General features: G+C 42.4%; 15 protein-coding genes. 2 read left to right on the top strand and 13 right to left on the bottom strand.

All coding sequences use genetic code 11. The features are described from left to right. Window positions 1–7 precede the first annotated feature (7 nt). The 8 genes from nqrE to GUY17_RS03505 all read right to left on the bottom strand — a co-directional run bounded on the left by nqrE (window position 8) and on the right by GUY17_RS03505 (window position 9,868). Complete coding sequence (gene nqrE / locus GUY17_RS03540; protein WP_101086093.1) at window positions 8–616, bottom strand: NADH:ubiquinone reductase (Na(+)-transporting) subunit E; 609 nt, start codon at window positions 614–616, stop codon at window positions 8–10. A gap of 9 nt (window positions 617–625) precedes the next feature. Continuing rightward, on the bottom strand, window positions 626–1,246 hold the full coding sequence (locus GUY17_RS03535) for an NADH:ubiquinone reductase (Na(+)-transporting) subunit D (protein ID WP_101086094.1): 621 nt from the start codon (window positions 1,244–1,246) through the stop codon (window positions 626–628). Further along, window positions 1,247–2,014, bottom strand: coding sequence for a Na(+)-translocating NADH-quinone reductase subunit C (locus GUY17_RS03530; RefSeq protein WP_101086095.1), 768 nt, complete (start codon window positions 2,012–2,014; stop codon window positions 1,247–1,249). It lies immediately after the preceding gene. Next, the gene (locus GUY17_RS03525; RefSeq protein WP_162022317.1) at window positions 2,004–3,218 is read right to left on the bottom strand and encodes an NADH:ubiquinone reductase (Na(+)-transporting) subunit B; all 1,215 of its coding nucleotides are present in this window, start codon (window positions 3,216–3,218) and stop codon (window positions 2,004–2,006) included. The genes GUY17_RS03530 and GUY17_RS03525 overlap by 11 nt, the downstream gene beginning before the upstream one ends. After that, a complete protein-coding gene (locus tag GUY17_RS03520; protein WP_162022316.1) occupies window positions 3,218–4,597 on the bottom strand; it encodes a Na(+)-translocating NADH-quinone reductase subunit A in 1,380 nt (459 codons plus the stop codon). The genes GUY17_RS03525 and GUY17_RS03520 overlap by 1 nt, the downstream gene beginning before the upstream one ends. A gap of 356 nt (window positions 4,598–4,953) precedes the next feature. Further along, the gene (gene cydC / locus GUY17_RS03515; RefSeq protein WP_162024269.1) at window positions 4,954–6,651 is read right to left on the bottom strand and encodes a cysteine/glutathione ABC transporter ATP-binding protein/permease CydC; all 1,698 of its coding nucleotides are present in this window, start codon (window positions 6,649–6,651) and stop codon (window positions 4,954–4,956) included. 35 nt (window positions 6,652–6,686) lie between these two features. Next, window positions 6,687–8,477 (bottom strand): cysteine/glutathione ABC transporter permease/ATP-binding protein CydD, encoded by a 1,791-nt coding sequence (cydD, locus tag GUY17_RS03510; RefSeq protein WP_162022315.1) that lies wholly within the window; start codon window positions 8,475–8,477, stop codon window positions 6,687–6,689. A 332-nt stretch (window positions 8,478–8,809) separates the two neighbouring features. Then, window positions 8,810–9,868, bottom strand: coding sequence for a DUF3626 domain-containing protein (locus tag GUY17_RS03505; protein WP_162022314.1), 1,059 nt, complete (start codon window positions 9,866–9,868; stop codon window positions 8,810–8,812). A gap of 336 nt (window positions 9,869–10,204) precedes the next feature. Between GUY17_RS03505 and GUY17_RS03500 the strand changes: the two genes are divergently transcribed. After that, a complete protein-coding gene (locus GUY17_RS03500) occupies window positions 10,205–11,638 on the top strand; it encodes a DEAD/DEAH box helicase (RefSeq protein WP_101086100.1) in 1,434 nt (477 codons plus the stop codon). 149 nt (window positions 11,639–11,787) lie between these two features. Here the strand turns inward: GUY17_RS03500 and dbpA are convergent, their stop codons facing one another. Together dbpA and GUY17_RS03490 are read right to left on the bottom strand one after the other, a co-directional pair. After that, on the bottom strand, window positions 11,788–13,191 hold the full coding sequence (dbpA, locus tag GUY17_RS03495) for an ATP-dependent RNA helicase DbpA (RefSeq protein ID WP_101086101.1): 1,404 nt from the start codon (window positions 13,189–13,191) through the stop codon (window positions 11,788–11,790). 325 nt (window positions 13,192–13,516) lie between these two features. Next, complete coding sequence (locus GUY17_RS03490) at window positions 13,517–14,383, bottom strand: pirin family protein (RefSeq protein WP_101086102.1); 867 nt, start codon at window positions 14,381–14,383, stop codon at window positions 13,517–13,519. 221 nt (window positions 14,384–14,604) lie between these two features. Here GUY17_RS03490 and GUY17_RS03485 point away from each other — a divergent pair, with 221 nt between their 5' ends. Beyond that, window positions 14,605–15,498, top strand: coding sequence for a hypothetical protein (locus tag GUY17_RS03485; RefSeq protein ID WP_162022313.1), 894 nt, complete (start codon window positions 14,605–14,607; stop codon window positions 15,496–15,498). Between the two features lie 186 nt (window positions 15,499–15,684). On the opposite strand, the gene GUY17_RS03480 is transcribed toward GUY17_RS03485, so the two are convergent. The 3 genes from GUY17_RS03480 to GUY17_RS03470 all read right to left on the bottom strand — a co-directional run bounded on the left by GUY17_RS03480 (window position 15,685) and on the right by GUY17_RS03470 (window position 18,463). Further along, the gene (locus tag GUY17_RS03480; protein WP_162022312.1) at window positions 15,685–17,235 is read right to left on the bottom strand and encodes a PAS domain-containing methyl-accepting chemotaxis protein; all 1,551 of its coding nucleotides are present in this window, start codon (window positions 17,233–17,235) and stop codon (window positions 15,685–15,687) included. Window positions 17,236–17,692: 457 nt separating this feature from the next. Continuing rightward, window positions 17,693–18,190, bottom strand: coding sequence for a hypothetical protein (locus GUY17_RS03475; RefSeq protein ID WP_162022311.1), 498 nt, complete (start codon window positions 18,188–18,190; stop codon window positions 17,693–17,695). Between the two features lie 24 nt (window positions 18,191–18,214). Continuing rightward, a complete protein-coding gene (locus tag GUY17_RS03470; RefSeq protein ID WP_101086109.1) occupies window positions 18,215–18,463 on the bottom strand; it encodes a hypothetical protein in 249 nt (82 codons plus the stop codon). Window positions 18,464–18,742: the final 279 nt, after the last annotated feature.

Below are 18,742 nucleotides of genomic sequence, written 5' to 3'. Positions count from 1 at the left end.
CAATGCGTTATAACGTAATTCCCGCAAATGACATAAAGCCCAGAGCCATTAAGCCGGTGGTAATAAAGGTAATCCCAATGCCTTGTAACCCATCAGGAATAGCATGAAACTTCATCCGCTCACGCAATCCCGCTAATAACACAATGGCCATCGCCCACCCCACACCAGAACCCGCAGCAAAAACCACTGACTCAGTAAAGTTATAGTCACGGTTAGCCATAAAGATAACCCCAGCAAAAATGGCACAATTCACCGTTAATAGCGGTAAGAAGATCCCTAATGACTGATATAAGGTCGGAATATAACGGTCTAAAAACATTTCTAAGATTTGCACTAATGCAGCAATGACCCCTATAAAGGTAATCAACTGTAAATAGCTTAAATTCAGCTCAGGAAACCCAGCCCAAGCTAATGCGCCTGGCGCTAAGATATTAACGTAGATAATTTGGTTTAATGGCACAGCCAGCATCATGACCACAATCACCGCAATGCCTAAACCAAATGCAGTAGAGACCTTTTTCGACACGGCTAAAAAGGTGCACATACCCAAGAAAAATGACAGCGCCATGTTGTCGATAAACGCCGCTTGGATAAATAAATTAATATAGTGTTCCATGCTGTTTCCTTATCCGCGCTTACGCTGAATGATTTTAATGACCCAAATCATCACGCCAATTAAAAAGAACGCACTGGGTGGTAAAGTGAACATTTCATTTGCAAGATACCAACCGCCATTTTCAACAGTGGTAAATATGTTGTGACCAAACAAACTGCCACGCCCCAGTAGCTCACGAATAAACGCTACGCCCATTAAAATTAAGCCATAACCCAAGGCATTGCCTAAGGCATCAAATACGGCTAAATGAGGCGGATGTTTCATCGCAAAGGCTTCAGCTCGGCCCATAATGATACAGTTAGTGATGATCAAACTAACAAACACAGACAACTGTTTTGACAATTCATACGCCACGTCTTGTAGCACCATGTCGACAATAATCACCAACGAGGCAATCACCGTCATTTGCGCAATAATCCGCACACTATTAGGAATAAAATTGCGGATACTTGAGATAATCAAGTTAGAAAATACCAACACAAAGGTCACAGCAAGTGTCATGACGAATGCAGTTTGCATCGAATTACTGACCGCTAAAGCCGAACACACACCTAATACCTGTATTGCCACAGGGTTATTAGCCATAATTGGCGATGTTAGGATCTCACGAGTTGAAATAGCACGACTCATTTACTTACCCTCCGCAGCTAACGTGTGTAGATAGGTTTGGTATCCTTCTACGCCAAACCAAAACTCGACTAAGCGCTGAATACCTACACCGGAACGAGTAGCCCCACTTACGCCATCAATACCGTGAATGTCACCGTCTTTGGCGCCGCCCTTAACCACTTTAATGGCAATGTTACCTTTGGCATCAAATAACGTTTTGCCTTGCCACAAGGCTAACCATTGTGGGTCAGTAATAAAGTCAGCAATACCTGGGGTTTCGCCATGTTCATAAAACACGATATTTTCGATAGTGTTTAAGTCTGGTTTTATCGCCATGTAACCGTAAATAATCGACCATAAACCTTTGCCATAGATCGGCATCACAATGCTGGCAAGTTGGCCATTGGTGTCATACACCTCAAAAATACGAATGTCGGTCGCCATGGTTTTAATTTTAGCGATATCTTTTTTCGGTTTGGTCGAGGTTTCAGGATTGATCGATGCCATGCGCTCATCAAAATCAAGTAGATTGGCTTTTTCAGTCACCTTGCCTGTCGCCAAGTTAACCATCTTAGGCTTCACTCGTTGAGCAAATAACTCACTAAAGTCACCTTGGCTGATGTCGATGTCCGCAGCCTTTAACACAAACTGCTGCACTTCTTCACGCTTTTTAGCCAACTTACGTTCTTTTAAAATCTCCACGGTACCGGTGATCATAAATGAGCACACTAGGCTTAAAATGATGATAAAAATCATTGTTCCAGCGACGCTATCTTTCTTAAAGGCCATGACGTTTTAGTCTCCGTTTAATATTGGCGCGTGCGACTAAGTAGTCGAATAACGGTGCCCATAAATTAGCAAACAAAATAGCCAACATAATGCCCTCTGGCATTTTGGCATTCAGTAAACGAATAATAATGGTCATAAAACCAATCATAAAACCAAAGGCAAATTTAGCCTTGCGGGTATATGACGCCGTTACCGGATCGGTGGCCATAAACATCATCCCCAGTGCAAAACCACCAGTGACTAAATGCCATGTCCACGGCATTGCCGACATAGGATTTCTGCTAGAACCAAAGTAGTTAAACAACAAAACGGTTATGATCATTCCTAGCATCACGCCGGCTACCACACGCCAATCAGCTACGCGGGTAAGCAGTAAAATACCACCACCGATAAGGATAGCTAAGGTACTGGTTTCACCCACTGCACCTGGGGTAAAACCTAAAAAGGCATCCCACCAAGTGCTGTCGCTTAATACGCTGAACCAACTCACATCAATAAAGCTTAATTTTTTAGCCACGGTAAGGGTTAACGTCGTTGCACCAGAAAAGCCATCAACGGCCACAAACTGGCTTAATGACACCACTTCTGTTGGGTATGCAAAATAAATAAACGCATAACCCGCCAGTGCAGGGTTTAAAAAGTTGTAACCCATACCACCAAACATCTCTTTGGCCACGACCACACCAAAGCTAAGGCCCAAAGCCACAATCCATAACGGCGTAGAGATAGGTAATATGAGTGAGAATAATAACGCGGTGATAAAGAAGCCTTCGTGCAGTTCTTGGTGGCGTACTTTGGCAAACACCACTTCCCACACCAAACTGACCACCAACGCAGTTAAGTAAAATGGCACATAAAAACTGGCACCATAGGCGAACAAACTGATTAAACCTGCGCTTTGCGTAAGTGGGCCAAACAGTAAGTCATAAAAGGTAAGTTGCCATACATCCGGCTGTGTTGCCCCGGCAATAATGGCTATTTGAGCCTGCAGGCCAATGTTGTACATGCCCAATAACATTGCAGGAAATAAGCACATGCCCACAATATGCATGGTGCGCTTAACATCAATCGCATCACGAATATGCACATCACCTTTGGTGCTACGACCATTGGCTATCCACAACGAACGTAAATAGCTGCGCATCGAGTTGCCATGAGCGTAATAGCTGTCTTGTTTGCTAGGCTTTTTCTGTTGCTGACTCATTAACCTTCCCTCTCGATAATATCTAGGCAAGCACGAAGTTCTTTACCAAAGTCATACTTTCCTGGGCACACAAAAGTGCACAACGCTAAATCTTCTTCATCTAGCTCTAATGCGCCGAGCAGTTGTGCCTCATCGGTATCTCGCACCACTAAATCACGTACTAACAAGATGGGTAAAATATCAAGCGGCATAACGCGGGCCAGTTGGCCAAACGCCATCATGGCTCGTGGAGAACCACCAGCAGTAGTGGTGAAATCGAACAGTTTTTTGGTGCGACTAAAACCTGACATCATGATGCCGGTAAGTGAAAATTTACTGCTGTCATGACGCACCCAAGGCAACAACTCTTGACGTTCATTTTCAGTCAATACGCTAATTTGATTATGGAATCGACCTAGGTAATCGTACACATCAGCAGCGGTATGGCCTGACAATAATGACCCAGACACAATGCGCGACTGTCGCTGGTCAATTTCACCATTTACCCATTCGCTTAAGTTTGCGCCTAACTGGGTACGCACTAAACGAGGCTTTAATACATTAGGCCCTCCTAGCGCGACGATGCGATCAGTATACAGTTCACCGGTTAAAAACAGTTTGCCGAAGGCAATCACGTCTTGGTAACCCACATGCCACACCTGGCGTTCAATACTGGCTGGTAACAGGTAATGAATGTGAGTGCCGACTAATCCTGCTGGGTGCACGCCGTTAAAGCGTTGCACACTGACTTGCGATAAGTCGTACTCGCTGCTGGCATCTGCCAATAACGAAACGCCATCGTCTTGGCATAAATACACTTTTTCGGTGGTCAAAAACGTTAGGGCAAATAATCCGGCTTGGAAAGCTTGTGGTTGAGTGGCAATAATGACACGCGGATCGGGCGCGAGAGGATTTGTGTCAATAGCAGTAACAAATATCCCTGCAGGACTGACATCTAATTGGGGAACTCGAGAAAAAGGACGCGTACGCAGCGCTGTCCATAAGCCACTGCGGACTAAACCGTCTTTAACGACTTGATGTGATAACGCATGAATATCCACTGATTGGAGAATAATGGCAGGCTCTTGCGTGGCATCACAATCAATCACTACCGACTGCAGTACCCTACGCTCTCCGCGATTAATCGCGCAAACAACTCCGCTGGCTGGCGCAGTAAATAACACGCCAGGGGTTTTCTTGTCCTCAAACAGCACTTGGCCTTTGGCGACATGATCACCCACTTCAACCGACATTGTAGGCTTTAAGCCAACGTATTCTTCACCAATCAACGCCACTTGGGTCGTTTTAGGTGCGCCATCTATTTGCTGCAGTGGTTCTCCAGCAATCGGGATATCAAGTCCGCGCTTAATAGTTATTACTGGATTGGTAACACCAGCCATCACATTCACCATCTAAAAATATTCGATAGCTCATGTTATATGTTTGCAACTACTAATATAGTAACTAAGATCACACTCCGAGCGAGGACTGTAATTTTGGAACATAACCGAATGCCAGATTTGTGAAGCAGGTCAATTTATGGTCTCGAGATAAAACTATTTATGTAATTTATGTGTCAAAAGGGTTGTTACATTCCGGCAGTATTAGCGGTACATGTTATAACCGATAATCCATAAAAAACCCACGACTAGATTGATTAACATCCACAAATTAGACTTGATTACTCCGCACCAAAACAGCCATAACGTATGTTCTATTGCGCTAGGCTAAGAGTTTAATCCGCTAATGGCTTATTTTAATCCGCTATCTGTTGAATTAGTCGACCTTGTTGAAAAAGGTACACGCAATCCATTTGTTCTAACGCAGTCAAACGATGACTAATCATTAACAGGGTTTTATACTCCGCAAAATCGAGCAACACGTTAAGGATTTCACGCTCGGTACGTTTATCTAATCCTTCAGTCGGTTCATCAAGCAATAACAAAGGAGCGTCACGCAATAATGCCCTTGCGACTCCGATTCTGCGCTGCTCACCACCCGATAATTGTCGGCCGCCCTCACCTATCCAGCAATCTAATGGTTTATCGCCCTGCAACAAGGTTTGTAAACCAACGCGCTGTAATACCTCTATAAAACGAGGATCATGAGCTTTTTGGGTTTCGCTTTGCACAAAGGGCAACGCCAAGGCTAAATTGTCACGTAAGGTGCCAGAAAACAGATAAACTCGCTGACTCACCACGGTCATCGCAGCACGAAGATTGGCATCGCTGTAGGCACTTATGGGCTCGCCATCAAGCGAAATAGACCCTTGTTGCGGCGCCCAATCACGAGTAATCAGCCCCAACAAACTGGATTTACCACAACCTGTGGGACCTAAAATAGCCACTTTTTCACCGGCTTTAAGAGTCAAATCTACACCTTGTAACACCGGTGAATGGCTGTGATAACCAAAGTGGATGCCACTGAGCTGCAAGGCGCCGTGTTTTGCTTGCAAGTGACTGTTAGCATTAAATTTAACACTCGGTATTTGTTCGGTTATTTCGGTCACCCGCCGCGCAGCAAGTACTGTACTAGATAAATGTTGAAATGCACCGGCTATTGGCATCATCATTTCAAGACTGGCCATGGTGGCAAACACCATTAAGGCCATTAACGGCCCCGGAGGCGTGGCATCTCCGACGCTTTGACCCGCTAAATACAACATAAACACTACTGCAATGCCATTGATTAATATCAATAATGCTTGGCTCAACCCAGTAATATTAGCCATGGTAGTTTGCTGACTAAATAAAGCCTGCTGTGATTTATCAAGTTGGGCTAAAAAACGCTTATTGGCGCCAAATAAACTTAATTCAGCTTGCCCCTGAATAACATCAAACAACTCGACTCGATATTGCCTTTGCGCTTGCATCAATGCTTGCCCAGGTGCCTTACCTAAGTAATAAAATACCAGCGGTAAGATAAACCAAGCCGCTAATAACAAAGCACATAAACTCAAGGCTAAATGGTTATCAAACCACCCGAGAAACACCAACAATACCCCAATCATCATCAAAGATGCGGTCATTGGCGTGAGTAAGCGTAAGTAGAGATGATCTAACGTATCAATGTCGGCAACTAAACGATTGAGTAAGTCGCCTCTGCGCAGACCTTGTAAGTTAGCAGCACTCAACGGTAGCAACTTATTCCATGCCCAAACACGCAGTTGAGTCAGCAATTTAAAGGTCGCTTCATGCGTTGCTAAACGCTCGCCGTAACGACTTGCTGTTCTGGCGATGGAGAAAAATCGAACGCCTCCTGCCGGGGTAAAAAAGTTGAATGTTTGGGCCGTCAACACTGCTAAGCCTGCTACCGCACTGGCTGATAAGAACCAACCAGATAAAGACAACAGACCAATACCGGTGAGTAACGTGGTAAACGTAAGCAATAAGCCGACTAACATCATCAGCCACTGGCGGCGGAACAAAGCAATAAACGGCCGTAACACCTGAATAATGTTACGCGGCGCGGCATCAACGGGTTGCGACATCAGCACACCTCCGGTTGTTGATTCTGTTGCTGATTGAGCATTTGTGCTAATAATCCATCAGCCTGCTGTAAATCATTGACATGGCCTTGCTGCACTACCATTCCGTTGTCCATCACCAATACGTAATTCATGTTGTGTAAATCATCTAATTTGTGGGTAACGGTTAATGCTGTTGTCGACTGCATCGCGCGGTGCAACGAGGCCAGCACTGACTGCTCGCTTTGGGCATCTAAGCTGGCAGTGGGTTCATCTAATAAAAACAATTTAGCGGGTTGTGCCAACGCACGTGCTAATGCAAAACGCTGGGCCTGGCCCACTGACACTCCTGCACTTTGGTCGCTTATGACTAAATCGAGGCCTAATGGTTGCTGCTTTACAAACTCACTGATATCAGCTTGTTCTAGCAACGTCATAATTTGTTCATCGTTTAATTGCGGATTGGCCAATGCAACATTTTCTCTTACCGTGCCATGAAACAATTGCGGATCTTGCCCTAACCAAGCCAAATGTTGCCGCCACTGAGCCACATTAAGTTGTGAAAATTCCTGACCATTAATCAGTAACGATCCCTGATAAGGCAAAAAACCCAGCAACGCATTAAGCAAGCTGGTTTTACCCGCACCACTTGGGCCCACAATAGCCCAGTGTTCACCTGCGGGTAATGTAAATGATATTGGCCCAGCTAAACGCTGACCATCTAAACTAAACACTTCAACCCCAATCGCTTGAATGTCTATGCTGTCGGCTGTGAACGCCATATCTGGTGATGCTGAATGGATTTTAGCAGGGGTATTAACGTGATAATCAAGTAGCTCAACCAACGCTTCTGCAGCGCCTATCGCTTGAGCTTTGGCGTGATAATGAGTGCCTAAGTCTCGTAGGGGTTGATAAAATTCTGGCGCTAAAATCAACACAAACATGCCAGTAAACAAACTTACCTGTACGCCATAGTGACCAAAATCTAAATGGCCTAAATAACTAAAGCCAAAGTACACCGCCAACACGGCAATCGATACCGCGGCAAAGAACTCTAATACCGCGGAGCTAAGAAAGGCTAAGCGTAATACCGACATCGTCCGGGCACGAAAATCTTCCGAAGCATGTTCAATGTTAACTAACTCGGCTTCACCGCGATTAAACAGCTTTAACGTTTGTAGGCCTTTTAGGCGATCCATAAAGTGACCGCTTAAACGTGATAACGCCTGCATATTTTTACGATTAGCATCTGCGGCGCCCATACCCACTAAAATCATAAATAGCGGAATCAATGGTGCCGTGGCCATCAAAATGATCCCAGCGGCCCAATTAAGCGGAAACACACAGGCTAATATAAGCAAAGGAATAAACCCTGCCAGCATCATCTGCGGTAGGTATTTAGCATAATAGTCATGCAAATCTTCAACTTGCTCAAATACTAAGGTTGCCCATGACCCAGCAGGTTTGCCTTTAATAAATACCGGCCCTAATGCGACTAATTTATTGAGCACCGCCTGGCGTATGTCGGTGCGTAAACGTTTGCCCGCCTCAAAGCTTATCCGTTCACGCACCTGCGCTAACAATGCTCGGGTGAATAGCAAACCAATAAGGGCAAAAAATTGAATGTTTAATGTGGCGGGAACAAGGCTATCAATAATGACACCCTGTAAAATCTGAGCAATAAAATAGGCCTGTGCCACCATGGCAATGCCATTTAGCACACCACATAGCACCGATAGTTTGAGGAAAATACCACAAGAAGATTGTTGGCTTTTAAGCCATTTGGCTAATGACTTTTCTAACGACTTGTCCATGAAGCTCCGGCAGAGTTATCGATGACCACTTTAATCACGCAGTATCGCAGTACTGGCATCGAGTTAACACCTAAAACAGTGTAAATGTTATCTGATTCACATTTTGCTAATAAAGCCTTATTTAAAGATTAAATTTAACCACTATCAGCTTGAAACTTATCAAATTCAATAAAGTGCATCTTTTACAAATAAAATGGTTAATCACAAACAATATCACAGTGTTAAACACAGTTTTTAACACAAACACGTTGAGCGACAAAACCAAGCTAATTTGCAAAAAGAACCAAAGGGGAAGCAATGCGAGTAAAATAATTTATTGTTGGTAATAACATTTATTGACCAGTACTCTCCCCGTATTTTACCAATACGTGCCAGAGTAACTTTAAGTCTTGTCGTTTTTTAGAATGTGCACCACGCTCACTCCATGAAGCCGGTTTTTTTTGCAATTGATACGCCGCACGGCCAATAATCTCAGCATTAATCAACTCATTTTCAGCAAGGCTTTGCGCCAAAATAGGCATCGCAGCACCACGAAAATCATCGGGTATTTGTGCCACATTAATCTGCCGCCCTTGATGCCAATGCAACTCAATTCCATACTCATGACACAAGGCGACTAATGAATCGCCAATGGCAGTGCCTACATATGACGGATCGGCCACTAATATGGCAATATCTTGATCCAGCGACACATCGCCGTGAATTTGGGCTTCAATATAATGATCTAAATTACCGCTAGGGGCCACATCGAAACGGCTACTGATATCATCGGTTAAATGCTGACTAAAATGTTCAATCAACTTACTCGGTTTAAGCCCAGAAATACCCAAAGCATATTGACGCTCAAAACTCTCACTGAGTAATGCCGCTAAAATCGCATCAAAACACTTTATAGTGCCCTTTTCTTTGGGCAACCGATAAGAGTCCATGTAACTAAAGGTACATCGAGACAATATTTGAGGATGAGTCACTAAATAACAACTGCCAAAGCGAGGCGCCGGACCTAATGGGCACAAACCAAAATCTAACGCACCATATTTAGGCCGATGCTTAATCCCAGAATAGCTGTGACCAAATAATTGGTTTTCCCAATGGTCGCGAGAACCGCCTAATTCTGGTGATAAATGACCATTAGAGACATGGGTTTCAAACTGGCTTTTATACACCCCGTCACGCAATAAACCATCAACGACAGTGAGGCCTCGATTATCAATTTGATCGGGATGAAAATGCAACGCGACTCGGCTATGTTGAGCGAGCTCGCGCATAGCAAGTTGAAGAGATAAGGTTGAAATATTAGACATTAACAGCACATTTTTGATCACGGCATGAGCATGATCTCGCAGCTCATACGCCATTTTCTCAATATGTATTTGTGCCGTTAATTTCATCAGTTAGAGACACCTTAAGTTAAGTAACCTCAGCTAAGTCGCTGAATATTTAGATAGAAAACGAGTTACCATTTTATTGTATGCAATAAGTCGACTTTTAGCACTGATTCTGGTCTTAAGATTAACACGATTTCATTAAATCGCTGTATTTGGCAATCATAAGCGAGACATTTTCACCATTAAATAGTCCATTATTAATTGTGATTTCAGAGTATATATCGTTGCCCACACAGGGATTTGATAGCACTCAAAGAGGTTTTCAGGTAAGCTTCACGGCCGCCGTTACTGGCTACCTTTTATTCAAAGCAACAATGCGTTGCCCAAAGAGATTTTTCTATGAGTTTTTCCTCACTTGGTCTGAATGCTGCTATTTTAAAAGCGGTTGAAAAACAAGGTTATGACACCCCCTCTCCAATTCAAGCACAAGCAATTCCAGCTGTTTTAGCCGGTCAAGATGTAATGGCAGCAGCACAAACAGGGACAGGAAAAACAGCTGGTTTTACCTTACCAATTTTAGAATTATTATCTAAAGGTGAACGAGCGCAACGTGGTCAAGTCCGTGCGCTAGTATTAACACCAACACGCGAACTTGCCGCGCAAGTACAAGAAAGCGTCGCCACTTACGGCATCAACTTACCGTTAAAATCAGCCGTAGTCTTTGGTGGCGTGTCCATCGTGCCACAATTAGCTGCGCTCAGAAATGGTGTCGACATTCTGGTCGCAACGCCAGGCCGTTTACTCGACTTATGTCAGCAAAAAGCCATTAGCTTTAACAAATTAGAAATTCTAGTGTTAGACGAAGCAGACCGCATGCTAGACATGGGCTTTATTCGCGACATTAAAAAAGTATTAGCATTATTACCCGCTAAGCGTCAAAACTTGATGTTTTCAGCAACATTCTCGAATGAAATTCGTGAACTTGCTAAAGGCCTGGTTAACAATCCGGTAGAGATTTCAGTTACGCCGCGTAACGCAACAGCAAACACCGTGACCCAATGTGTGTATCCAGTGGATAAAACCCGTAAATCAATGGCGCTAATCGAACTGATTAAAACCAATGATTGGAAACAGGTGTTAGTGTTTTCTCGTACCAAACATGGTGCTAACCGTTTAGCGAAAAGCCTAGAAGCTGCTGGCATCAAAGCCGCTGCCATTCATGGCAATAAAAGCCAAACAGCACGCACTAAAGCATTGGCAGATTTTAAAGCCGGTGCCGTACAAGTTATGGTCGCAACAGATATTGCCGCGCGTGGCATCGACATCGATCAACTGCCATTTGTGGTTAACTTTGACTTACCTAACGTACCTGAAGATTATGTGCATCGTATTGGCCGTACCGGCCGTGCTGGTTCAACAGGTCAAGCTGTATCATTAGTGGGTCTTGAAGAAGTTAAATTACTGCATGATATCGAGCGTTTAATCAATCGTGTTATTGAGCGTAAGCAACTTGCTGGTTTTGAAGCACCATTCACTATCCCTGAAGCGAGTAGCAGATCTGGCGGTAATAGCGCTAAAAAGCCAAACCCGAATCGCAGTAAACATGCTCAACAGCATGCAAATGATGGCGCTCAAGGTGATAAACCAGCGCGTAAACCTGACTCTCGCCAACCATCACGCAGTCACGATAAGCCTGCAGATCCTAAAGCGGAAGCTAGAGCGAATGGTAATAAACCACCACAGCGTAATCGTCCACCACGTCGCAGTGGTACTGCACCAGTAGTGTCAGCCAATAGCAATAATCCTTATGCCAACGCTAAAGTTAAAAGCTAACTTGCGATAGAGCATAAAAAAGCCGGTGAACATTGTTCACCGGCTTTTTTATTATTCAGGCATAACCCAATCGACTAACTATCAATCAACTGCAAATCAATCAACTGCAAATCAATCAACTGCAACCCTACAGGCTGCAAAAGGCTCAGTTACATGAACCACGCACGATAGCTACGGCCTTTTAACTTACCTTTACTGATGATATTCATCGCTTGTTTAGACACATTGCTTTTTACGGCAAAGTAAGCGCGAAAATCAGTCACTTTAATTTTGCCAATATCGTTAAAATCTAAACCATTGCCACCCGTTAATGCACCAACAATGTCACCAGGACGGATTTTTTGCTTTTTACCCGCCTCAATCTGAATGGTGATCATTTCAGCAGCAAGCGGTTGCTTGTTGAGCGCACTCATTGGCGGTAAAGGCTCACTGACGACATCTTTGTTCATGGCTTCTTCAATCATCGCCATTTTGTAACCGTCTTCTTCACCAAAGAAAGTATATGCGGCTCCAGAACTGCCAGCACGGCCAGTACGGCCGATACGGTGAATATGCACTTCAGTATCGTAAGCAATATGATAGTTAAATACTGCGTCTAACTCATCAATATCCAAACCACGTGCAGCTACGTCGGTAGCAACTAAAATACGCGCACTACGGTTAGCAAACTGCAATAACATTTGATCGCGATCGCGCTGCTCTAAATCGCCATGTAATGCTAGTACGCTAAAGCCAAACTCATGTAATGAGTCAGCCACTTGTTGGGTTTCACGCTTGGTATTACAAAACACGACTGCGCTTCCAGGCTGCTTATCTAATAACAATAAACGCAATGCCTCAAGACGGCCCTGGTTATCTTCAATACGATAAAAGTGCTGATCGATAGTGAGGTTATCGTGTTTAGCTTCAACTTTAACCATTACCGGTTTATACAGAATTTGATCGGCAATCGCTTGGATTTGATCTGGGAACGTGGCACTAAACAGCAATGTTTGACGTTCACGAGGGGCCGCTGCAATGATTTGGTCAATGTGCTGTTGGAAGCCCATTTCTAACATGCGATCAGCTTCATCTAAAATCAGCATGTTCATGTTACTTAAATCTAAACGGTTGCGATCTAAATGATCAACAATACGACCCGGTGTACCGACAATAATGTGTGCTCCGTGTTCCAATGAGCCAACTTGTGGCCCCATAGGTACGCCGCCACATAGCGTTAGTACTTTAACGTTATGGATACCACGGGCCAAGGTACGAATGTCTTTCGCTACTTGGTCGGCTAACTCACGCGTTGGACAAAGCACCATGGTTTGGATGCGAAAACGTTTTACATCCAGTTTATTAAGCAATCCTAAACCAAAGGCAGCTGTTTTACCTGAACCTGTCATCGCTTGGCCGATAACATCTTCACCGGCCAAAATAGGCGGTAAGCTCTCAGCTTGGATCTGAGTCATCGATTCAAAACCCATAGTTTGGAGGTTTTCAAGCAATTCAGGTTTTAATTTAAGTGATGCAAAAGCCGTGTTAACGACTTGTTCTGTAGACTGACTCAAGGCAAATATCCTCTGATATCGAAAGGTAAAAAGCAGGCAAAAGCTGCAAAAAAATATACCAATACCATTACATAAATGAGCCAATAACGCGCAAAACTATCATTAAACAGCGGAACAAAATTAGCATATACAATGATGTTATATGAAAAATGCTTACCGCTATTTGCGAACGATTTATCTTGCCAGAAGGAACAGATAATAAATAAGATTGGTGTGAGCAAAGGTCTTAAAACAAACCTAAGCCAGATGTCAGCTATTGTAGCAATTTTATTCGCAGTTCGCTGACAAATATTTATCGATAATTCAGCTTATTTTGAGGGTAATGCTAGGTAATTTGGCCAAAGTGGCCTTGCTGATAATCACGAACAGCTTGCTCTATCTCAGCCTGGGTATTCATCACAAACGGCCCCATGTGGACAATTTTTTCGTTAATCGGCTTGCCCGCTAATATTAACAACCCAGCACCTGTGGCCTCGGTTTGAAAATGACAGACTTCAAGCGCATTTAAAACTAAAAACTGCCCTGCTCCTGCAGTTTCTCGCAAACCTTGTGCATCAATATAGTTAAGCTCGCCTTGATACACATAAGCGCACACCGTTTGGTGCTCTGCAAGGTTCAGCGTGCAGTGACCATATTCAGTTAACGTTAAATCAGCAATTGCCCCATGGCCAGCTAACCCCTGAAGAGTTGAAGTAATCTTATGTGGCTCATGATTAAAACCCCAACTCCCCGCCAAGGCAACAAGCGTTGCGCCGTGTTCGTTATTTATACGGGGATTAGTCTGTTTGCTGCTGTCTTGATAAATCGGCGGACGCATTTTGTGTTTTGCTGGCATATTGATCCAAATTTGAAACCCATGCAGCCCTTCTTTGGCATCTGCTAATGGCATTTCAGAATGCAGCACGCCACTGCCAGTACTCATCCACTGCACATCTCCGGCACGAATAGGTTTAACATTGCCCATTTGATCGCGATGTTCAAAGCCGCCTTTACGAATATAAGTAAAGGTTTCTACACCTCTATGTGGATGCGGCGGAAAACCACCAATAAAATCTTGTTCATCATCAGACTTAATCTCATCGATCATTAAATATGGATCAAAACGAAGCTTATCAAAGTCGGCAATACGATTAATGTTTACACCATCACCGTCCATTGCGGGCAAAGCGCTAAAACGCTGTAATACTTTCATGAAAACCTCGGTGATGAAAAATAACTATTTAATAATAGCAGGCTGTTAACTGAATAAATATTGCATAATAGTGTGATTTTCTTTCGATAAAATAGACCAATTAACAAGGATGATGTCTTTTGCTCAAGCAAGATAAATTTATCCACATCAATTTATGAACTTTACCTTCTGTTAACAATCAAAAAAGGACTGATAATACTGCGATAAAGTGATTGATATAAATGGAAGTAATAACGGTTGGCTGGGAGCCACATCACTCTCGATCTTCAACACACTCCTCTAAAGAAGCATATTGGCTTAAGCCTGTACTCACGGCATTCATCATCCATGTTTTATTGATTTATGTGTTGATTGCGTTTTGGTACCAAGACACGACGCAACGAGTGTCAGCTTTAGTGGTTAAGCCTTCGCCCACCGCAATAAAAAGCTATCTCATGACTTCAACGCAATACCAATCAATAACCCAAACAAGTTTGCCACCCAAGCTTTATGACCTAGAAAAAGCCCAACACATAAAGAATTTTCCGCCCATTATTGATACGAATGTTGATGTTAGCCAATCAACGTCTATATACACGAAAGAGACACCAACCTCCTTAGATGAAGACAACACCCTCGATAAAGTGATGCCATCAAGCAATAAGCCCAACAACATACAACCACATGTAATAACCAAAAAAAATAATGTACTTCCGAGCCAAATAAAACCAAACACGACCACTAACGTAAACAAGTCCACGCCATCATTAGCATCAATACAACAAGCCACTAGCCATTTTATACAACAAAATAATATTGCAGCATTAGACACACTCATAGGATCGCAAACTGCATTACAAAACAAACCCACTGGCACTATGAGTGAAATGGACCCTAACCTTGATTTTATAGAGTTAGCAGCAGAAATTGATATCAGCCAACCGCATACCTTTAACCATAGGCTAGACCCTAACAGAATTGTAAAACAGGGCGATTATTGTTACCGGGTGGTTGAATTAGCAACTCAAGTGAATCCTCATGGATGGGGACTAGGATTTGCAACATTTTGTGGCGAGGACCAAGTCAAAAAGCAATTAACAGAAGCAATTAACAATAGAGTTAATCGCATAAAATAACAGCGCTAACTCAATAGAGAATAATACTTATTGATTGGCTCATTATGTTAATGATGACACGCTTGAAGATTTGTATTTCCTCATCACGACACTATTTTGAATGGCTACAGTACAAAATGAGCAACATTACCTTTGTTAGAACCATAGTGAATGATTCACTTTTACTGCGATGGCGATTCGAAAAGGCTAATTAAATTGATTTACCAACTCTGTTTGACGTATACCCTGACCACTAATTTCTTGGCTATGTATTGCTGCATTATGACAATTTTGTTCAAATTGATTAATGCCATCTTGTAGTATCATCGCGTTGTTATAAATTTGATTAACAACAGCAGCTTGCTCTTCTGCCGCCACTGAAATCTGCTCGCCATTACTTTCGATAATACTCATCACTTCACTAACCGAAACCAGGCTTTTCTCGAGTATTTGACTAGAATCAATACTCTTATCTATTAACAAATGGCTTTGTTCCATCTGTGCAACGGCTTCTGCAGTTGTGCGACTAAGTGAATTTATAATAGCGTGTATTTCATGAGCAGAAGTTGCCGAGCGACTGGCCAAGTTACGCACTTCATCCGCGACCACCGCAAACCCTCTCCCAGCCTCTCCAGCCCTCGCAGCTTCAATGGCGGCATTGAGCGAAAGCAAGTTTGTTTGCTGTGCAATACTCTCGATCACCTCGACAACTTGGTTTACATTTTGACATTGCTTATTCAGCGAAGAAATAGCAATACGAGATTCTTCCAATAAGTTATTAATTTCCGTAGTCGCGATTTGACTGCTGGCTAATGCCACCTTAGTTGACTCTATTTGTTCAACTAAGTGATGAATTTCTGTGGTTGAATTTGTCGTATTTTTAGCTATATCAGTAACAGACGAGCTCATTTGGCCGATGGCTGTGACAACTTGCTCAAGGTTTTGTGATTGCGTAACCAACTGATTTTGATTGGCTTGATTTTGTTGTTGATGCTCTTCTAAACCTTGCTGTAATTCCTCACCACTGTCTTTTATACGTCCAACCACCGCCAGCGTTTCAGCTTTTTGCATCCGTAGACTTAATTCGATGTGAGAAAGCTCATCGGTATAACCTGTATAAACAAATTGATTTAGTGGATTGTTATGTATTTTTTCACTTAATATCAATATTTTAGTGAAACGCTGTTTAAGAACATAAAGCGGCCGACAAAAACAGATAATGGCAACAATAAATGCGACGACGGTGAAAAAACCACTTGAGTAAGGCAAGGACATCAACAACCCAACAGATAGCAACCAAGCCAAAAAAAGTTTGGTAATAATACTGGCGCCAAGCTTAGGCTTAGCAGCTTTACCAGCATTAATGGCATCGTAACAGGCTTGAGCACGTTCAGTCAGCTCTGCTTCAGGCTGAGTTCTTACCGACTGATACTCGCAAATAATACCGTTACGTTTAATCGGGGTCACATAAGCGTTAACCCAATAATACTGACCATTCTTGCAGCGATTCTTCACCAATCCCATCCAGCTTTTCCCTTGCTTTATGGTGTCCCATAGGTCACTAAATGCAGCTTTAGGCATATCTGGGTGGCGTACTATATTGTGGGGTTTATTAATTAGCTCATCTTCTTTATAACCACTGACCGTCATAAAGTCATCGTTAACATGAGTAATAACACTGTCTAAATCGGTTGTTGAAAGGATCATATAATCCGACGGATAAGTGACTTCTTCATCGATGATATCTTTTGTGGTCATGTTGATATATTAAACGTCATTGAGTTAAATAATTAAGCTGATTATTAAACAATCAGCATTATTTGTATGTGATGACTCACGACTTTAATCAGTAAATAATTAACATCTTTGAAATATTTGCGATTGGTCACACTGACAGTTATCCAGACTCACAACAGTTCAAAGTATTGACTCGATCATATAATGGGCAAGAAAATGGCTATCATCATGATTGATTGGTTTTTATTCTTAAGGTTTTGAATTGCGATGTTGTTTCGCATAATTAAAGCTTAGAGAAGCAATAGGATAAAGAGATTTAATACTTTTCCTATACCGAGCAAAGACAATCGTGGCGATGGTGACACCAACTGTGACCCCAAAAGGATGCTTTCGAGTCTGCTTTTTGACAGAATGGAGTAATAAATTAAGCGTTAACTCGCACTGCCTAACAGAGTCTTTCCCCTGCATACGTGTTAACTTAATCGAATGATTTAGATGCTTTAGAGATGACATCGATACCCTCCTTTAATTGGGAGACAGTGTCTTTGAAGCCAAAAAAACGAATAAGCCGTTTTTGCCAATACAGCAAGCCAACTAAAACCAACATCATTGTGAGTAGAAATACCCCTAAGCCAATAAATATGCTGTGAGTGAGGCTGTAGATCACGATCCCGGAACAAACACATAAACTGAAGATAAAGAGAACTAACAATGGAATAAATAAAAGCTGGCAAACAAGAAACTGTTTTGCTGCGGCAACATTTCGTAATATTTCCATAAAGAAAAGTTGGACTGTAGACTCTGACCACTGTCCAACCTCTTGAGCTAATTTCGATGCCTTATTAAAAATATCTTTAATTTCTTCAACGTTTACGTCATCGGAGTTTACGTCCACCTCATCTGAGTTAACGTGAGGATCGGTCTGCGTGCCATCGGAGATTTTATCTTTACTGTACACTTTCTCAGTGTTTTCCATAATAAAACCCCTCCGGCCGCTTTGCTATTTTATAAGTTTCGAAATCGCCCATCCCGCTAAAAAAGCACACCCGACACTTAATAAAGGGTGTTCCTTAATAAGATTTTCAGTTTGAGCTGTTGCCGATTTAACTTTTTCAGTGCCTTCACCCAATGATTCTTTCGCTTTATCTTTCAAGGAATGAACAGCCTCTGAAGTCGCTTCTTCAGCTAAGTGATAAGCATCTTCAATTTTCTGTTGTGGATCTTGATTTTTTGCCTTTGTTGTAGCCATTTCTAATCTCCTTAAATACAAAATTTATAGAGTGATATTACGTTGAAATAAATAGGGGCAATAAAAACTGTCCAATTAACACACTATTACGATAAATAGATTGGGTCAATTTATATAACATTAATAAAAAAACATGCCTAAATATTAGCGACTCTATTTTAATAAAGCGAAAGGCATGCCACATTTAAACCGAAGCAACAAAAAAATAAACAACTGATAAATATAACATTTATATTTGATGATAAAAAATGAAATATTGTAATATAATTATTTTGTAGT

The organism is Shewanella sp. Arc9-LZ (genome assembly GCF_010092445.1).
Lineage (GTDB): Bacteria > Pseudomonadota > Gammaproteobacteria > Enterobacterales > Shewanellaceae > Shewanella.
Note: the sequence above shows the minus strand (reverse complement) of the source record. Positions and strands in the feature narration are given on the sequence as shown.

Bases quoted from the DNA above. Each gene is read 5' to 3' on its own strand.
- nqrE (WP_101086093.1), bottom strand. From the start codon at position 616: ATGGAACACTATATTAATTTATTTATCCAAGCGGCGTTTATCGACAAC.
- GUY17_RS03535 (WP_101086094.1), bottom strand. From the start codon at position 1,246: ATGAGTCGTGCTATTTCAACTCGTGAGATCCTAACATCGCCAATTATG.
- GUY17_RS03530 (WP_101086095.1), bottom strand. From the start codon at position 2,014: ATGGCCTTTAAGAAAGATAGCGTCGCTGGAACAATGATTTTTATCATC.
- GUY17_RS03525 (WP_162022317.1), bottom strand. From the start codon at position 3,218: ATGAGTCAGCAACAGAAAAAGCCTAGCAAACAAGACAGCTATTACGCT.
- GUY17_RS03520 (WP_162022316.1), bottom strand. From the start codon at position 4,597: ATGGCTGGTGTTACCAATCCAGTAATAACTATTAAGCGCGGACTTGAT.
- cydD (WP_162022315.1), bottom strand. From the start codon at position 8,477: ATGGACAAGTCGTTAGAAAAGTCATTAGCCAAATGGCTTAAAAGCCAA.
- GUY17_RS03505 (WP_162022314.1), bottom strand. From the start codon at position 9,868: ATGAAATTAACGGCACAAATACATATTGAGAAAATGGCGTATGAGCTG.
- GUY17_RS03500 (WP_101086100.1), top strand. From the start codon at position 10,205: ATGAGTTTTTCCTCACTTGGTCTGAATGCTGCTATTTTAAAAGCGGTT.
- GUY17_RS03490 (WP_101086102.1), bottom strand. From the start codon at position 14,383: ATGAAAGTATTACAGCGTTTTAGCGCTTTGCCCGCAATGGACGGTGAT.
- GUY17_RS03485 (WP_162022313.1), top strand. From the start codon at position 14,605: ATGGAAGTAATAACGGTTGGCTGGGAGCCACATCACTCTCGATCTTCA.
- GUY17_RS03480 (WP_162022312.1), bottom strand. From the start codon at position 17,235: ATGACCACAAAAGATATCATCGATGAAGAAGTCACTTATCCGTCGGAT.
- GUY17_RS03475 (WP_162022311.1), bottom strand. From the start codon at position 18,190: ATGGAAAACACTGAGAAAGTGTACAGTAAAGATAAAATCTCCGATGGC.
- GUY17_RS03470 (WP_101086109.1), bottom strand. From the start codon at position 18,463: ATGGCTACAACAAAGGCAAAAAATCAAGATCCACAACAGAAAATTGAA.